Genomic DNA, 14,848 nt, shown 5'->3' on the forward strand with positions numbered 1-14,848 from the left:
GGTTTTCAAAATCGAGACCCGCAAGGACTCCGCCGTCCACGTTTCTCTTTCTTCATCTTTACTTGTCAAACAGCCCGGGACCGGAGAGGTCCCAACCTTCCTGAGAGGAAGGGTTCCGACACCCTTACCGACGATGGATGAACTCCAACCGACTGGTGTCGGCTGTCGTGTCACTCAACAAGGTGAGGAGCATCAAGAGCGTCCATGCTTCCCTTGACATCAAGGCCAAAGAGAGCGCCCGACAAACGGGCAACGCTCAAGAACCCATAGACGCTCACTCACCTGACTTCAAGCAGAAAATAAAGTTTTCACCTCGCTAATCTTCTCTGTCCGCGTACCAGAACAGCAAGCCTCATCTCTGCTTCTCCCACGTCATTCTCGCTCCAGAAGGTCGATGACCTTGCAGCAAAGAGAGCCGAGGCGAATTCACTCAGAAAAGGCCGGCAGCAGACTGCGTCGATGAGCGAAGATCGCGATTTCCGTTCAGCACTTCCGGAGAGGTGGGGTCCGACCAAAACGACCGCTTCGTGCCAATGGCTGCCGCGCTCCAAGTTGAGGTTTTGGACTCCCGCCCTTCTGTACGATTTAGTACGCGCAATACTCCACTAGCGAAAACACGTGGAATCCCGACCTCGATCGGGATAAGCCAAGCTCACGACTTTGGTCAGCCCCAGCGAGCAAGAGGAAGCGAGAACAGCACTATCGTGTGCGCTAAACCACGGGGATAGCCGCCGGCAGCACTACTCCCACTCAATCGTTCCCGGGGGCTTGCTGGTCACGTCGTACACCACGCGGTTGACGCCCTTCACCTCGTTGATGATGCGCGTCGCCGTCGCCCCGAGGAAGCTCATGTCGAACTGGTAGAAGTCCGCCGTCATGCCGTCGGTCGACGTCACCGCGCGCAGGCCCACGACGTATTCGTAGGTGCGCCCGTCGCCCATCACGCCGACCGTCTTCACCGGCAGCAGCACCGCGAAGGCCTGCCAGATCGCATCGTAGAGGCCGGCTTTGCGGATCTGGTCGATGTAGACGGCATCCGCCTGGCGGAGGATGTCGAGCTTTTCGCGTGTGATGTCGCCGGGGCAGCGGATGGCGAGGCCGGGGCCCGGGAATGGGTGGCGGCCGACGAAGGCTTCGGGCAGGCCAAGCTCGCGGCCGAGCACGCGGACTTCGTCCTTGAACAGTTCGCGCAGCGGCTCGACCAGCTTCATGTTCATGCGTTCGGGCAGGCCGCCGACATTGTGGTGCGACTTGATCGTCACCGAGGGGCCGCCGGTGAAGGAGACGCTTTCGATCACATCAGGATAGAGCGTGCCCTGCGCGAGGAATTCGGCGCCGCCGATCTTCTTCGCCTCCGCCTCGAACACGTCGATGAAGAGGCGGCCGATGGTCTTGCGCTTCTGTTCGGGGTCGGTGACCCCTTGGAGCTCGCCAAGGAATTGCTTTGACGCATCAACGTGAACCAGCGGGATGTTGTAGTGATGGCGGAACAAGTCGACGACGGTCTCGGCCTCGTTCAGCCGGAGCAAGCCATGGTCGACGAAGACGCAGGTGAGCTGGTCGCCGATCGCTTCATGGATCAACACAGCCGCGACCGCGGAATCGACGCCGCCGGAGAGGCCGCAGATCACCCTGCCCTTGCCGACCTGGGCGCGGATCTTCTCGATCGCCTCGTCGCGGAAGGCGCGCATGGTCCAGTCGCCGGTGAGACCTGCGACCTTGCGGACGAAATTGCGCAGGAGCCTTGCGCCGTCGGGCGTGTGCACCACCTCGGGGTGGAACATCAGGCCGTAGTACTTCCGCTTCTCGTCCTGGATCACCGCGAACGGCGCGTTGGCCGAGATGCCGGCGACGGTGAAGCCCGGCGGCATTTTGGTGATGCGATCGCCGTGGCTCATCCAGACCTGGTGGCGCTCGCCCATCGACCAGGTGTCGTCGAACAATTTGCTCGCGGTCTTCACTTCGAGATCGGCGCGGCCGAACTCGCGGTGGTGGCCGCCCTCGACCTCGCCGCCGAGTTGGGCGGCCATGGTCATCTGGCCGTAGCAGATGCCGAGCACGGGGACGCCGGAGTCGAAGATCGCCTGCGGCGCGCGCGGCGAGCCTTCCTCATGCACCGATTCCGGGCCGCCGGAGAGGATCACCGCCTTGGGCTTCATCTCGTTGAAGGCGGACTCGGCCTTCTGGAACGGCACGATCTCGGAATAGACGCCCTCCTCGCGGACGCGGCGGGCGATCAATTGCGTCACCTGACTGCCGAAATCGACAATCAGAATCTTGTCATGCGCCGAGGCCACTGATGGCGTCGACGGCGGGCGGTCGGGCTTGGCGGCTGTCATGGACAGCAGATACGCGACGGGGGGCGGCGCCGCAACCCTTCGCATGCCGTCAGGCCCGGGCTCGTCCCGGCCATCCACGCCCTTTTGCAGGCGTGGACGGGAAGACGTGGATGCCCGGGACAAGCCCGGGCATGACGAGCGTCCGCGGTCAGCCCTTCCGGACCAAAACCGAGACGAAGAAGCCGTCGGTTCCGGTGCGGCGGGGGGTCATCAGCCAGCCCTCGGGCGACGGCAGGGCCGCGGCGGCGAAGGCTTCGGCCTTGTCCCAGAGGACGCTGGCGGCCTGCTCGGGCGGGATGATCGAGAAATCCGGATGGCTGGCGAGGAAGGCTGCGACCTGCTCGCCGTTCTCGGCCGGCAGCACCGAGCAGGTGATGTAGGCGATCCGCCCGCCCGCCTTCACCAGTGGCGCCGCGCGCGCGAGCACCTCGGCCTGGTCCTTGAGCCGCACCTCCAGCGCGCCGGGGCGCATCCGCCATTTGGCATCCGGATTGCGCCGCCAGGTGCCGGTGCCGGTGCAGGGCGCATCAATCACGACGAGATCGGCGGAGGCCTTGATGTCTGACAGCGGATCGCTGTCGCCGCGGGGCGTGCGGACCTCGCAATTGTGGACGCCGGCGCGCGACAGGCGCTCGTGGATCGGCGCGAGCTGGCGCTTGTCGCGGTCGGTCGCGATCAGCCGGCCCTTGCCCTGCATCATCGCCGCCAGCGCCAAGGTCTTGCCGCCGGCGCCGGCGCAGAGATCGATCACCTGCTCGCCGGGCTTTGCTGCAGAGAACAGCGCCGCTAACTGCGAGCCTTCGTCCTGCACCTCGATGCCGCCCTTGACGAAATCCTCCTCGGCATGGATGCCGACATTGCGGGCATCGGCGCCGAGCTCGATGCGCAGGCCAAGCGGCGACCACGGCGTTGCCTTGGCGCCGAGATGCTTCAGCCGCGGCAGCATCTTGTCGCGGCTCGTCTTCAGCGTGTTGACGCGCAGATCAAGCGGGGCGCGGCTCGCCATCGCGGTGGCTTCCGCCACGCGGTCATCGCCGAACACTTTTGCCAGGTATGGATCGAGCCATTCCGGATAATCGCCGGCGATGTGCGCCGGCGCGCCGGCAAGCGAACGCGAGGCGAGCGCGCTGCGCTCGCTATCGGTGAGCGGCGACGGCGCGAAGCGGCCGCCGTCGCAGAGTGCGGCGATGGCATCGACATCCATGCCGCGCTCGAGATGGAGCATGCCGAGCACGCGGGCGCGGGCGCTGTCGTCATCCATCAGGTAAGCGCTGGAGGACTGCCGACGCAGCACGTCCCAGATCAGGCCGCTTATCGCGGCGCGGTCGCCGGAGCCGGCGTAGCGGTGCGCGGTGCCCCACTCCTTCAAGGCTTTCGCCGCCGGCACGCGCTCGGCGTCGATGGTGTCGATCAATTCAATGGCGGCGGACAGACGCGCGGCGGGGGTCATCAAGAACTTTCAGATCAGGAGCAGGAGTTTCAAGGCGAAATAGAGCCACATCGCAAACAGCACCAGCGCGCTTGCGAGCCAGGCCGTGGAGCGCGGTGCGGAGTCGCTGGAGGCGACGAAGATGCCGGCATGGGCAAAGCGCGTCACCACGAACACCCAGGCCAGCAGCACGATGACAAGATCGGCACGGCGCAGCGGCAGCGCAAGTGCGATCAGGAGATAGAACAGGACCGGCAATTCGAACTGGTCGCGGTAGCAATCGGCAAGCTGCTTTGCCCGGTTCGGCTCGCCACTGGCCGGCGCGCCGCGCCGCGTTCGCATCATGCCGAACAGAAGCGCGAAGGTAAGGCCGACCAGCACGAAGACCGGCAGCAGAACCATTTGAACCGACATGGGATTCATACCCCGTTTAAAACGCAAGCGATAGCTGATGGCGAACGCTTGCGCTACTGACAACGTGACACCGTCATCATTCCGACTTCGGCCCGACCTAACATCGTTGCAAAAGGAAGGTTGCATGTCCGAATTCCGCCTGACCCAGATTTCCGACACCCACCTCGCCCGCAGCCGGCCGACGCTGATCGCCAACTTCGAGGCGGTCGCCGAGCATATCGACGCGACGCGGCCAGACCTCGTGCTCAACAGCGGCGATGTCGCCTTCGATGGGCCGAACAGCCGCAGCGATCTCGAATTCGCGAAGTCACTGCATGCGGCGCTGCCGGTCGATTGCCGCTATCTGCCCGGCAATCACGACATCGGCGACAACCCAACCGCGGTCGGCACGCCGCCGACAGAGCCGGCGACGGAGGAGAATTGCGATGCGTTCCGCGCCACCGTCGGCGAAGATCGCTGGTGCTTCGAGGCCGCAGGCTGGCGCTTCATCGGGCTGAATTCGCTGATCATGAATACGGGGCTCGATAGCGAAGCCGAGCAATTCGACTGGCTCGCTTCACAGCTTGGCAACGTGAACGGCAAGCCGGTGGCGCTGTTCCTGCACAAGCCGCTGTTCCTGAATCTGCCTGATGACGCCGAGCTGGCGGAAACCGCGATCCGCTACATCCCGCAGCCGGCACGCGCCCGCCTGATCGAGATGCTCAGTGCGGTCGACTGGCGCCTGGTCGGCAGCGGCCATGTGCATCAGCGGCGCGATTTCACCTTTGGACGTGTCCGCCACATCTGGGCGCCGTCGGTCGGCTTCATGATTCCCGACCACATGCAGGATGTGATCGGGATCAAGGAAACCGGGATTGTCGAATACCGCTTCCGGCCGGGCAGTTTCGAGGTTCGCCACATCAGGGCGAAAGGCCAGGTCGATATCAGCCTCGACGCGCTGCTTGCAGAGATGGCGGCGGATTAGGCCGACGCGTTAAGTCTGCGCCGTATCCTTCTGATCCTGCTGGATGACTGTCGTTCAGATCCTGCTGGATCACTGTCAGCAGGGCCTGCAGCGAGTCCGCGCTGGAGCGCGGCGCGGGCGGCGGCAGCAGCGGACCTATTCCGAACGGTTCGGACTCGGGCTCAGCCTCGACGAATTTGCCGTGCAAAACATCAGCGCGGCAGCCGATGACCCACATGGCCATCGCATAGCCGGCCGCCAGCAAAATGACACAGAAAATGCCGATTTCAAACATGACTACACCTGAAAATAATGTGATGATTCAATGTGTTGCATGCACAGTCAAGCAAAGGTACCGCTCGCCAGAATCATTTGGTTAACGCTGTGACCTTTGGGGTACGCCGGGCCCCCTGCCGAGGCTTGCGACACTTCTGCGCCGGCATGAAAAAGTCCGCCGCGTTGGCGCGGCGGACTGGAGTTGCTTCCAGATTTCTCAGAGGTCAGTAGCCGTAACCCGGCGCCGCGTAAGGCGAGCCGTAGTACGCCGGCGGCGGGGAATTATCCCAGGGTGCGGTGGCGAATGCACCGACGCGCGGCCCCGGATAGTAGGCCGGCCCGCTACGGTAATACGGGGCGGCCGGGGCGGCCAGGTCGGGATCCATCACGGCGGGTCGCTGCACGTAGCGCTCGCGGGCGGCCACGGGGTTTGCCAACGTCGCCGTCGCAATCAGTGCTGCTGATAGGACTGCCAGTCTTCTCATTAGCTGCTCCATTCCGATGCGAGGAACCTATGGTGTTCGGCTTCCCGGCATCTTGGCTTGCTGGTTGCGCATGATCCCCGCGCGGGAACGCTTCGCGTCATCGCGAGCGGATGTTCCCGGCTTTTTTCGGATCATGCTCGGCCACCAACAGCCGCAAGCAGCAGTGCGTTCCTGATTTCCATTCACCGATGCGCGAGGTCGGTGGACTGCGACCCATGGATCGCAGGGCTCGCTGAGCTGTGATGGCTCACGCCTTGTCCGGCCCGACGCGCACGAGCTGCTTGCCGAAATTGGCGCCCCTCAAGAGGCCCATGAACGCCTCGGGTGCGCTCTCGAGACCCTCGGTGACGAACTCCTTGTACTTGACCTTGCCCTCGCGCACCCACCCCGACATATCGCGCAGGAAATCGCCCTGACGCGCGGCGAAATCGCTGACGATGAAACCGCGGAACGTCAGGCGCTTGGTCAGGATCGCGCGCATCATCGCACCCGCCCATTTCGGCGGCTTGCTTTCGGTATCGTTGTAGTGCGCGATCAGGCCGCAGACCGGCACGCGTGCGAACGGGTTGAGCAGCGGGAACACCGCGTCGAATACGGCGCCGCCGACATTCTCGAAATAGACGTCGATGCCCTTCGGGCAGGCTTCCTTCAACTTGGCAGCGAGGTCGGGATCGCGATGGTCGAGGCAATCGTCGAAGCCGAGCTCGTTCTTCACGAAGTCGCATTTGTCCTTGCCGCCAGCGATGCCGATCGCGCGGGCGCCCTTGATCCTTGCGATCTGGCCCACCGCCGAACCGACCGCGCCGGATGCTGCAGCCACGACCACGGTCTCGCCGGGTTGCGGCTTGCCGATGTCGAGCAGACCCGTGTACGCGGTCATCCCGGGCATGCCGAGCACGCCGACCGCTGTCGAGATCGGCGCAAGCTTCGGATCGATCTTGGACAGGCCCTTGCCATCGGAGAGCGCATGCGTCTGCCAGCCGGCGCGCGACAGCACGATGTCGCCCTTGGCAAAGGCTGGATTGTTGGACGCGACCACCTCGCTCACGGTGCCGGCTTCCATCACGCCGCCGACCGGCACCGGCTGCGCATAGGACGGGCCATCGCTCATGCGCCCGCGCATATAGGGATCGAGCGACAGCCAGATCGTGCGGAGCAGGACCTGGCCCGCGCCCGGCTCCGGCACGGCATATTCCTCAAGGCGGAAGTCGGATGGTTTGGGCTCGCCAACGGGACGCGAGGCGAGAACGATGCGCTGACCCTGGGACATGGTGTTTCCTCCGATTGCGTTGTTTGCGTCACCGTAGCGAAGCAGCCAATCAATCGGAAGCGAGATTCCGGGTTCGGTCCGGCGGACCGCCCCGGAATGACAAGACGAGAGGACTTACGCCCCGCCCGGATAGTTCGGGGATTCGCGGGTGATGGTGACGTCGTGGACGTGGCTCTCGCGAAGTCCCGCGCCAGTGATCCGGACGAACTCCGCCTTTTCGTGGAATTCGGCGATGTTCTTCGCGCCGACATAGCCCATCGCGGCGCGCAGGCCGCCCGCGAGCTGGTGCATCACATTGGCGACCGGGCCCTTGTAGGGCACCTGCCCTTCGATGCCTTCAGGCACGAGCTTGAGCGTATCCTTGATGTCCTGCTGGAAGTAGCGGTCGGCCGAGCCGCGCGCCATCGCGCCGACCGAACCCATGCCGCGATAGGCCTTGTAGGAGCGGCCCTGCCACAGGAAGACTTCGCCTGGAGTCTCGTCAGTGCCGGCCAGCAGCGAGCCGACCATCGCGATATCGGCGCCGGCGGCAAGCGCCTTGGCGAGATCGCCGGAATATTTGATGCCGCCGTCGGCGATGACAGGCACATTGGCCTTCTTCGCCGCTTCGACCGCATCCATGATCGCGGTGAGCTGCGGCACGCCGACGCCGGCGACGATGCGGGTGGTGCAGATCGAGCCCGGGCCGATGCCAACCTTGATCGAGTCAGCGCCGGCATCGATCAGCGCCTGCGCGCCGTCTTTGGTCGCGATATTGCCGGCGATCACCTGCACCGCGTTGGAGAGCCGCTTGATGCGGTTGACGGCATCCAGCACGCGTGACGAATGGCCGTGCGCGGTGTCGACGACAATGAGATCGACGCCGGCGTCGATCAGGCGCTCGGTGCGCTCGAAACCGCCCTCGCCGACCGTGGTCGCCGCGGCAACGCGCAGGCGGCCCTGTGCGTCCTTTGCGGCCAGCGGATGCGCGACCGCCTTTTCGATGTCCTTCACGGTGATCAGGCCGACGCAGCGATATTGATCGTCGACGACCAAGAGCTTCTCGATGCGATGCTTGTGCAGCATCCGCTTGGCTTCGTCCTGGCTGACGCCCTCGCGCACGGTCACGAGGTTTTCGCGCGTCATCAGCTCCGAGACCTTCTGCCTGGGATCGGTCGCAAAGCGCACGTCGCGGTTGGTGAGAATGCCGACCAGCTTGCCCGGGACATTCTCGGCCGCGCCGGTGACTACTGGAATGCCTGAGATGCCGTGGTCCTTCATCAGCGTCAGCGCATCCGCGAGCGTCGCGTCGGGGCCGATGGTCAGCGGGTTGACCACCATGCCGGATTCGAACTTCTTCACCTGCCGCACCTGCGCGGCCTGGCCCTCGGGATCGAAATTGCGGTGGATCACGCCGATGCCGCCGGACTGCGCCATCGCGATCGCCATGCGCGCCTCCGTGACGGTGTCCATCGCGGAGGCGATGATGGGGATGTTGAGCGGAATCGCGCGGGTGACGTAGGAGCGGATGTCGACTTCGGAGGGAAGCACGTCCGATAGGCCGGGCTTCAGCAGCACGTCGTCAAACGTGAAGGCCTCGCGGATCGCGGGGGATGCCTGTACCGTCGCCATTGCCAACTCCTTTCGGCGGCGATCCGCCGCGATAACGTAAAAGGATGAGCGCCGCCTCCCGGCGCTGCCTGCTGCATCGCCGTCGAATCGGAGCCCATCGGTGGGGTTGACGCTGGTCGATAGCATGGCGACATGACGAATCAAAGTGTTTGCCAGCCATGCACAGGCTTTTTCAGCGGCTGTCCCAATCTGACATCGCGCCCTTACGGCGCGGAATCGGGTCGGGAAACGCAAAATCGAGCGTCGCATACGATCTAGGTGGTCATGCGGGTTCCGCAATAGCCAGTGCGGTAGCGGGGTGATACAGCCCCTCCGCGCCCGCCCGCTTCTCAAGCCTCCGGCTCCATGGACAAGCAACGCCTGATCCCGCTGATCGTCGCCACGGCCCTATTCATGGAAAACATGGATTCGACGGTCATCGCGACGTCACTGCCGGCGATTGCGGCCGATATCGGCACCAGTCCGCTGACGCTGAAGCTCGCGATCACCTCCTATCTGCTCTCGCTTGCGGTCTTCATTCCAGCGAGCGGGTGGACCGCCGACCGGTTCGGCGCGCGGATGGTTTTTGCAGGAGCGGTCGGCGTGTTCATGCTGGGATCGATCGGCTGCGCGCTATCGTCCTCGGTCACCGATTTCGTGTTCGCGCGCATCCTGCAGGGCCTCGGCGGGGCGATGATGACGCCGGTCGGGCGGCTGGTGCTATTGCGCTCGGTCGACAAGAGCGCGCTGGTCAACGCCATGGCGTGGGTGACGGTGCCGGCATTGATCGGTCCCGTGATCGGGCCACCGCTCGGCGGCTTCATCACCACCTATTTCTCCTGGCACTGGATCTTCCTGATCAACATTCCGATCGGCTTCCTCGGCATCTTCATGGCGCTGAAATACATCGATCCGATCAAGAGCGAGAATCCGGAGCCGTTCGATCTCTATGGCCTCGTGCTCGCCGGCATCGGCCTTGCCGGCATCGCCTTCGGGCTTTCGGTCGCCGGCCTCAACCTTTTGCCATGGACGGTCGTCGCCTCGCTGATCGCGGTCGGTTCGATCTCGATGACGCTTTACGTTATCCACGCGCGACGGACCGGATCGCCCGTGCTGGATTTCTCGCTGCTGAACCTGTCGACACTGCGCGCCAGCATCATCGGCGGCTTCATGTTCCGCCTCGGCGTCGGCGCCCTGCCGTTCCTGCTGCCTTTGCTGATGCAGGTCGGCTTCGGGCTGTCGCCATTCCAGTCGGGCCTCGTCACCTTCGCGTCCGCCGTCGGCGCCATGGGCATGAAGACGCTTGCCGCACGCATCATCCGCAGCTTCGGCTTCCGCAACCTGATGACGGTCAATGCGGTAATAAGTTCGCTCTTCCTTGCCGCCTGCGCGCTGTTCACGGCGGCGACCCCGCTGCTCCTGATCATGATCATCCTGGTGGTCGGCGGCTTCTTCCGCTCGCTGCAGTTCACCGCCATCAACACGGTCGCCTATGCCGAGGTCGAGCCGGCGCAGATGAGCCGGGCGACCACGCTGGTCAGCGTCAACCAGCAACTCGCGATCTCCGCTGGCGTCGCGGTCGGCGCGTTCTCCGTCGAGACGACGATGTGGCTGGATGGCGCGAGCGACTTGAACGCGACCATGTTCGCACCGGCTTTCCTGGTTGTCGCGGTCATCTCCGCGGCGTCAGCCTGGTTCTTCTGGCAGATGCCAGACGATGCCGGCCACGAGATCTCGGGCCGCAAGGCGGTCGAGATCTCCAGCCGCAAGGGCGCGGCCACCGCCGCCGTGAAGGCCGCAACCGAAGGCACGCAGGACGCGCGGGATCAGCGATTGGGATAGTCGCCGGTTCCTACAGCTTGTAATCGTTCTAAATCCCAGCTTCGTGTTGATCGCAGCGCTTGACCCTTTTGCGCCCGACTGGAAAACACGTGCGATGAGCGAACAAACCGATATCCGAACATCTCAGCCCTTGGGTTTGGCCAAGCGGGGATATTCGGGCGTGATCCAGCGTCTGGCCGTAGCTGACGCGGCTTCCGCGCTCGCCGGCCACGAGCTTGAGAGCCGGTTGATCGAGCTCGGATTCGTCGAGGGCGCCCGGGTCGAGGTGCTGCACGAGGGAATCGTTGGACGCGACCCGATCGCGGTCAGGGTCGAAAACGTCACGATCGCCCTCCGTCGGCGCGAGGCCATGGCGATCATCGTCGCCTGATGGAGCGAGCGGAAACGCGATGGAAGCCCCACTCCTGCATCTCGCGCTGGTTGGCACGCCCAACAGCGGCAAGACCTCTCTTTTCAATGCGCTGACCGGCAGCCGCCAGAAGGTCGCGAACTATCCGGGCGTGACCGTCGAGCGCAAGGAAGGTTTTTTCGTCACCCCCGCCGGACGGCAGGTTTCGCTGGTGGACCTGCCCGGCACCTATTCGCTGCGCGGGCGCAGCCCGGATGAGGAAATCACCCGCGACATGGTGCTGGGCCGCACCCCTGGCGAGGCCGTCCCCGACCTCATCCTCTGTGTCGCGGACGCGACCAATTTGCGGCTGACGATCCGCCTGCTGCTGGAGCTGAAGAACACCGGCCGGCCGATGATGCTGGTGCTCAACATGTTCGACATTGCGGCCCGCCGCGGTGTGAGCGTGGATGTGCCTAAGTTGTCCGAGGCGCTCGGCGTGCCCGTCGTGACCTCGATCGCGGTTCGCAAGGGCGGGATCGCGGAACTGTTGCGTCGAACCGACGAGATCGCGGCGCAGGAGCAGACACCCGCCGGGCCGAATCGATGGCAGCCGCTCACCGCCTCCCAGTTGCGCGCCACCCAGCGCGAGGCCGACCGCATCATCAACTCCGCCGTCACGCTACCAGCCAAGCCCGACACCTGGACCGCCCGGATCGACGCGGTGGTGCTGCATCCGGTGGCGGGACTTTTCATCCTCGCGCTGATCCTGTTCCTGATGTTCCAGGCGGTGTTCGCGTGGGCACAGCCGCTGATGGAGCTGTTATCCTCGGCCTTCGACGCGCTCGGCCAGTTCGTGCATGACACGCTGCCGGAAGGGCTGCTGCAGAGCTTCCTTCAGAACGGCGTCATTTCCGGCGTCGGCAGCGTCATCGTGTTCCTGCCGCAGATCATCATCATCTTCCTGTTCATCCTGCTGCTGGAAGATTTCGGCTACATGGCCCGCGCGGCGTTCCTGATGGACCGCATCATGGGCGGCGCCGGCCTGCACGGCCGCGCCTTCATTCCGCTGCTCTCGAGCTTTGCCTGCGCGATCCCCGGCATCATGGCGACGCGCGTGATTGACAACCGGCGCGACCGCCTGACCACCATCCTGATCGCGCCATTGATGACCTGCTCGGCACGCATTCCCGTGTACACGCTGATCATCTCTGCGTTCATTCCGGACCGCGATGTCTGGGGCTGGTTCAACCTGCGCGGCCTCGTCCTGTTCGGCCTCTATGCGGCTGGAATCACCAGCGCGCTCGGCGTCTCGTTCCTGGTCAAATTCTTCATGCTGCGAGATTACGCCCCTGCGCCCTTCATGCTCGAATTGCCCGACTACAAACTACCGCGGCTGAAGAGCATCGCCATCGGCGTCTACACGCGGGCGAAGATGTTCCTGCAGCGGGCCGGCACAACGATCTTCTCGATGATGGTGCTGATCTGGTTCCTGGCCTCGTTCCCGACCGCGCCGGCCGGCGCCGAGGGACCCGCCATCAACTACAGCCTCGCCGCGATCATCGGCAAGGCGATTGAGCCACTGCTGGCGCCGCTCGGATTCAACTGGCAGATCGCGGTGGCGCTGATCCCCGGCATGGCCGCCCGCGAGGTCGCGGTGGCAGCGCTTGGCACCGTCTACGCCATCGAAGGCGGCAAGGAAGCCGCCGACCAGATCGGCCATGTGCTCGCCACCAAATGGAGCCTCGCCACCGCTTTGTCGCTGCTGGTCTGGTACATCTTCGCCCCCCAATGCGCCTCGACGCTCGCGGTGATCCGCCGCGAGACCGGCGGCTGGCGATGGATGGCAGTGACGTTCTTCTACATGCTGGCGCTGGCGTATCTGGCGAGCCTTGCGACGTACAACATCGCGGTCGCGTTGGGTGCCGGGTAGTTGACGGTCTCACCGCCGTCATGCCCGGGCTTGTCCCGGGCATCCACGTACTTCGTGTCGATACGAAGAAAAGAGCGTGGATGGCCGGGATATGCCCGACCATGACGCGCGAGACCACCTATCCCTTTACTCCGCCACGAAATCCCGTCGCCAGCACGTAACGCTCCGAGGAATCCTGCCGGCTGGCGGCGGGCTTCACGTGGCGGATGGTCGAGAAATCGCGCTTCAACTGCGCGAGCAGTTCGGCATCGGCGCCGCTCTGAAACACCTTTGCGAGGAACGCGCCGCCGGGGCTGAGCACGTCGCAGGCAAAGGCTGCGGCGGTCTCGACCAGGCCGACGATGCGGAGCTGGTCGGTCTTGCGGTGACCGGTGGTGTTGGCGGCCATGTCGGACATCACGATGTCGGCGCGGCCGCCCATCATCGCGATCAGCTTCTCCGGCGCGTCGTTGTCGAGGAAATCGAGCTGCGCGAAGGTGACGCCGGGAATCTCTCCCATTTCCAGGAGGTCGATTGCGATCACCTTGCCCTTGCCATCGGCCGAGCCGACGCGCTTGGCCGCGACCTGGCTCCAGCCGCCGGGCGCAGCGCCGAGGTCGACGACAGTCATGCCCGGCTTGAGCAGGCGATATTTGTCGTCGATCTCGGTCAGCTTGAAGGCCGCGCGCGAACGGTAGCCCTGCGCCTTGGCTTTCGCGACATAGGGATCGTTGAGCTGGCGCTCCAGCCAGAGTTTTGAGGACAATTTCCGCTTGCCGCCGCTCTTCACGGTGACGTGCAGCCGGCCGGTCGAATCTTTCGCCATAACCTATCCCGATCCCGCTACGGCACGTGCAGGCACGACTTCAGCGCGCCGTCCTCGCGCATCATCTCGACCAGCATGCCCTCGCGCAGGCCGCGGTCGGCAACGCGCAGCCGCGGCAGCGGGAATGCGTTCCTGACGGCATCGAGGATCGCGCAGCCCGCCAGCACGAGGTCGGCGCGCTCGATGCTGATGCAGCTATTATTGATGCGCTCCTCATAGCTCATGCCAAGCAGATTTTGAATCGTCGCGGTCACGTCGGCGTCGCTCATCCAGATGCCATCGATGCGTCGGCGATCGTAGCGCGGCAGATTGAGGAATACGCCGGCAAGGGTCGTCACCGTGCCCGACGTGCCCAGCAGATGCATGTCGCGCAAATCGGAGCCGTGCTCGGTCGCGAACGGGGCGACATATTGCGCGACCTCGGCGACCATCCGCGCATATAACTGTTTTGTGACATCACGGCCGCCGAATTGCTCGGCAAGGCTGACCACGCCAAACGGGATCGACATCCAGGCCTTGATCCAGGGCGCAGCATCGGGCCTTGCTGGATCGCGTTCGATCCGCACCAGTTCGGTGGAGCCGCCACCGATGTCGAACAGGATCGCGCCGCGGCCTCTTCGGTCGAGCAGCGGCGAACAGCCGATCACGGCCAGCGTCGCCTCGGTCTCGCGGTCGATCACCTCGAGCTTGATGCCGGTCTCGGCCGCGACACGCGCGCGGAAACTGTCGGCATTGGCGGCGGCACGGCAAGCCTCGGTCGCGATCAGCCGCAGGCGCCTCGCCTTTCGGTAGCGGATCTTGTCGCTGCAGATCGAGAGCGCGGCGATCGCGCGCTCGATTGCGGCGTCGCTGATGGAACCGGTCGCCGAAATGCCCTCGCCGAGCCGGATGATGCGGGAAAAAGAGTCGACCACGCGGAACCCGTCCCCGGTGGGACAAGCGATCAGGAGCCTGCAATTGTTGGTGCCAAGGTCAAGCGCGGCGTAGACGCCGCTTTCGACGGCCGCCGTAGCCAACCCTGGCGGGCTCTCGCGGGCCGAAAGGCCGACGCAAGGCCGCGTATCATCCTTCATCAACACTGTCTTTCCGCCGGCGCAGGCGCCCGCCGAAGAATTTCCGTTCACGGAAACTTTAGCAGCGCCAAAGGCCTACGCAACAAATCATCACACGCGACATGCCTAATCGGGCGTTGTC

Annotated in this window: 14 protein-coding genes; 5 read left to right on the top strand and 9 right to left on the bottom strand. The window is 64.5% G+C overall.

Annotation, left to right across the window (positions count from 1 at the left end; translation table 11 throughout):
* Window positions 1-217: hypothetical protein (locus ACZXDY_RS32910; RefSeq protein WP_464348386.1), on the top strand; the 217-nt coding region annotated here is incomplete at its 5' end.
* A 523-nt stretch (window positions 218-740) separates the two neighbouring features.
* On the opposite strand, the gene guaA is transcribed toward ACZXDY_RS32910, so the two are convergent.
* The 3 genes from guaA to ACZXDY_RS32925 all read right to left on the bottom strand — a co-directional run bounded on the left by guaA (window position 741) and on the right by ACZXDY_RS32925 (window position 4,182).
* The gene (gene guaA / locus ACZXDY_RS32915; protein WP_464348408.1) at window positions 741-2,339 is read right to left on the bottom strand and encodes a glutamine-hydrolyzing GMP synthase; all 1,599 of its coding nucleotides are present in this window, start codon (window positions 2,337-2,339) and stop codon (window positions 741-743) included.
* 148 nt (window positions 2,340-2,487) lie between these two features.
* On the bottom strand, window positions 2,488-3,789 hold the full coding sequence (locus tag ACZXDY_RS32920) for an RsmB/NOP family class I SAM-dependent RNA methyltransferase (RefSeq protein ID WP_464348387.1): 1,302 nt from the start codon (window positions 3,787-3,789) through the stop codon (window positions 2,488-2,490).
* A gap of 9 nt (window positions 3,790-3,798) precedes the next feature.
* Window positions 3,799-4,182, bottom strand: a complete 384-nt coding sequence (locus tag ACZXDY_RS32925; RefSeq protein ID WP_464348388.1) for an MAPEG family protein — start codon at window positions 4,180-4,182, stop codon at window positions 3,799-3,801.
* 124 nt (window positions 4,183-4,306) lie between these two features.
* Between ACZXDY_RS32925 and ACZXDY_RS32930 the strand changes: the two genes are divergently transcribed.
* A complete protein-coding gene (locus ACZXDY_RS32930; RefSeq protein WP_464348389.1) occupies window positions 4,307-5,146 on the top strand; it encodes a metallophosphoesterase family protein in 840 nt (279 codons plus the stop codon).
* Here the strand turns inward: ACZXDY_RS32930 and ACZXDY_RS32935 are convergent.
* The 4 genes from ACZXDY_RS32935 to guaB form a co-directional block, all read right to left on the bottom strand.
* Entirely contained in the window at window positions 5,106-5,420 is a 315-nt protein-coding gene (locus ACZXDY_RS32935; RefSeq protein WP_464348390.1) for a hypothetical protein, read from the bottom strand. The genes ACZXDY_RS32930 and ACZXDY_RS32935 overlap by 41 nt on opposite strands.
* A gap of 205 nt (window positions 5,421-5,625) precedes the next feature.
* Complete coding sequence (locus ACZXDY_RS32940; protein ID WP_464348391.1) at window positions 5,626-5,886, bottom strand: hypothetical protein; 261 nt, start codon at window positions 5,884-5,886, stop codon at window positions 5,626-5,628.
* Between the two features lie 247 nt (window positions 5,887-6,133).
* A complete protein-coding gene (locus tag ACZXDY_RS32945; RefSeq protein ID WP_464348392.1) occupies window positions 6,134-7,156 on the bottom strand; it encodes an NADP-dependent oxidoreductase in 1,023 nt (340 codons plus the stop codon).
* Window positions 7,157-7,270: 114 nt separating this feature from the next.
* On the bottom strand, window positions 7,271-8,767 hold the full coding sequence (guaB, locus tag ACZXDY_RS32950; RefSeq protein WP_464348393.1) for an IMP dehydrogenase: 1,497 nt from the start codon (window positions 8,765-8,767) through the stop codon (window positions 7,271-7,273).
* Between the two features lie 345 nt (window positions 8,768-9,112).
* On the opposite strand from guaB, the gene ACZXDY_RS32955 reads away from it, so the two are divergent.
* The 3 genes from ACZXDY_RS32955 (at window position 9,113) to feoB (ending at window position 12,849) form a co-directional block, all read left to right on the top strand.
* Complete coding sequence (locus ACZXDY_RS32955; RefSeq protein ID WP_456641751.1) at window positions 9,113-10,588, top strand: MFS transporter; 1,476 nt, start codon at window positions 9,113-9,115, stop codon at window positions 10,586-10,588.
* Between the two features lie 94 nt (window positions 10,589-10,682).
* Window positions 10,683-10,958 carry a FeoA family protein gene (locus ACZXDY_RS32960; protein WP_028164646.1) on the top strand — a complete coding sequence of 92 codons (276 nt, stop codon included), beginning with the start codon at window positions 10,683-10,685 and terminating at the stop codon, window positions 10,956-10,958.
* Between the two features lie 19 nt (window positions 10,959-10,977).
* Window positions 10,978-12,849 (top strand): ferrous iron transporter B, encoded by a 1,872-nt coding sequence (feoB, locus tag ACZXDY_RS32965; RefSeq protein WP_464348394.1) that lies wholly within the window; start codon window positions 10,978-10,980, stop codon window positions 12,847-12,849.
* A gap of 118 nt (window positions 12,850-12,967) precedes the next feature.
* Here the strand turns inward: feoB and ACZXDY_RS32970 are convergent, their stop codons facing one another.
* Together ACZXDY_RS32970 and ACZXDY_RS32975 are read right to left on the bottom strand one after the other, a co-directional pair.
* A complete protein-coding gene (locus ACZXDY_RS32970) occupies window positions 12,968-13,654 on the bottom strand; it encodes an RlmE family RNA methyltransferase (protein ID WP_464348395.1) in 687 nt (228 codons plus the stop codon).
* A gap of 17 nt (window positions 13,655-13,671) precedes the next feature.
* Window positions 13,672-14,727 (bottom strand): Ppx/GppA phosphatase family protein, encoded by a 1,056-nt coding sequence (locus ACZXDY_RS32975; RefSeq protein ID WP_464348396.1) that lies wholly within the window; start codon window positions 14,725-14,727, stop codon window positions 13,672-13,674.
* Window positions 14,728-14,848: the final 121 nt, after the last annotated feature.

It is taken from the genome of Bradyrhizobium sp. LeoB3, from assembly GCF_055456055.1.

Bases quoted from the DNA above. Each gene is read 5' to 3' on its own strand.
- ACZXDY_RS32920 (WP_464348387.1), bottom strand. From the start codon at position 3,789: ATGACCCCCGCCGCGCGTCTGTCCGCCGCCATTGAATTGATCGACACC.
- ACZXDY_RS32975 (WP_464348396.1), bottom strand. From the start codon at position 14,727: ATGAAGGATGATACGCGGCCTTGCGTCGGCCTTTCGGCCCGCGAGAGC.
- ACZXDY_RS32935 (WP_464348390.1), bottom strand. From the start codon at position 5,420: ATGTTTGAAATCGGCATTTTCTGTGTCATTTTGCTGGCGGCCGGCTAT.
- ACZXDY_RS32930 (WP_464348389.1), top strand. From the start codon at position 4,307: ATGTCCGAATTCCGCCTGACCCAGATTTCCGACACCCACCTCGCCCGC.
- ACZXDY_RS32955 (WP_456641751.1), top strand. From the start codon at position 9,113: ATGGACAAGCAACGCCTGATCCCGCTGATCGTCGCCACGGCCCTATTC.
- ACZXDY_RS32945 (WP_464348392.1), bottom strand. From the start codon at position 7,156: ATGTCCCAGGGTCAGCGCATCGTTCTCGCCTCGCGTCCCGTTGGCGAG.
- guaA (WP_464348408.1), bottom strand. From the start codon at position 2,339: ATGACAGCCGCCAAGCCCGACCGCCCGCCGTCGACGCCATCAGTGGCC.
- ACZXDY_RS32940 (WP_464348391.1), bottom strand. From the start codon at position 5,886: ATGAGAAGACTGGCAGTCCTATCAGCAGCACTGATTGCGACGGCGACG.
- ACZXDY_RS32925 (WP_464348388.1), bottom strand. From the start codon at position 4,182: ATGTCGGTTCAAATGGTTCTGCTGCCGGTCTTCGTGCTGGTCGGCCTT.
- feoB (WP_464348394.1), top strand. From the start codon at position 10,978: ATGGAAGCCCCACTCCTGCATCTCGCGCTGGTTGGCACGCCCAACAGC.
- guaB (WP_464348393.1), bottom strand. From the start codon at position 8,767: ATGGCGACGGTACAGGCATCCCCCGCGATCCGCGAGGCCTTCACGTTT.
- ACZXDY_RS32970 (WP_464348395.1), bottom strand. From the start codon at position 13,654: ATGGCGAAAGATTCGACCGGCCGGCTGCACGTCACCGTGAAGAGCGGC.
- ACZXDY_RS32960 (WP_028164646.1), top strand. From the start codon at position 10,683: ATGAGCGAACAAACCGATATCCGAACATCTCAGCCCTTGGGTTTGGCC.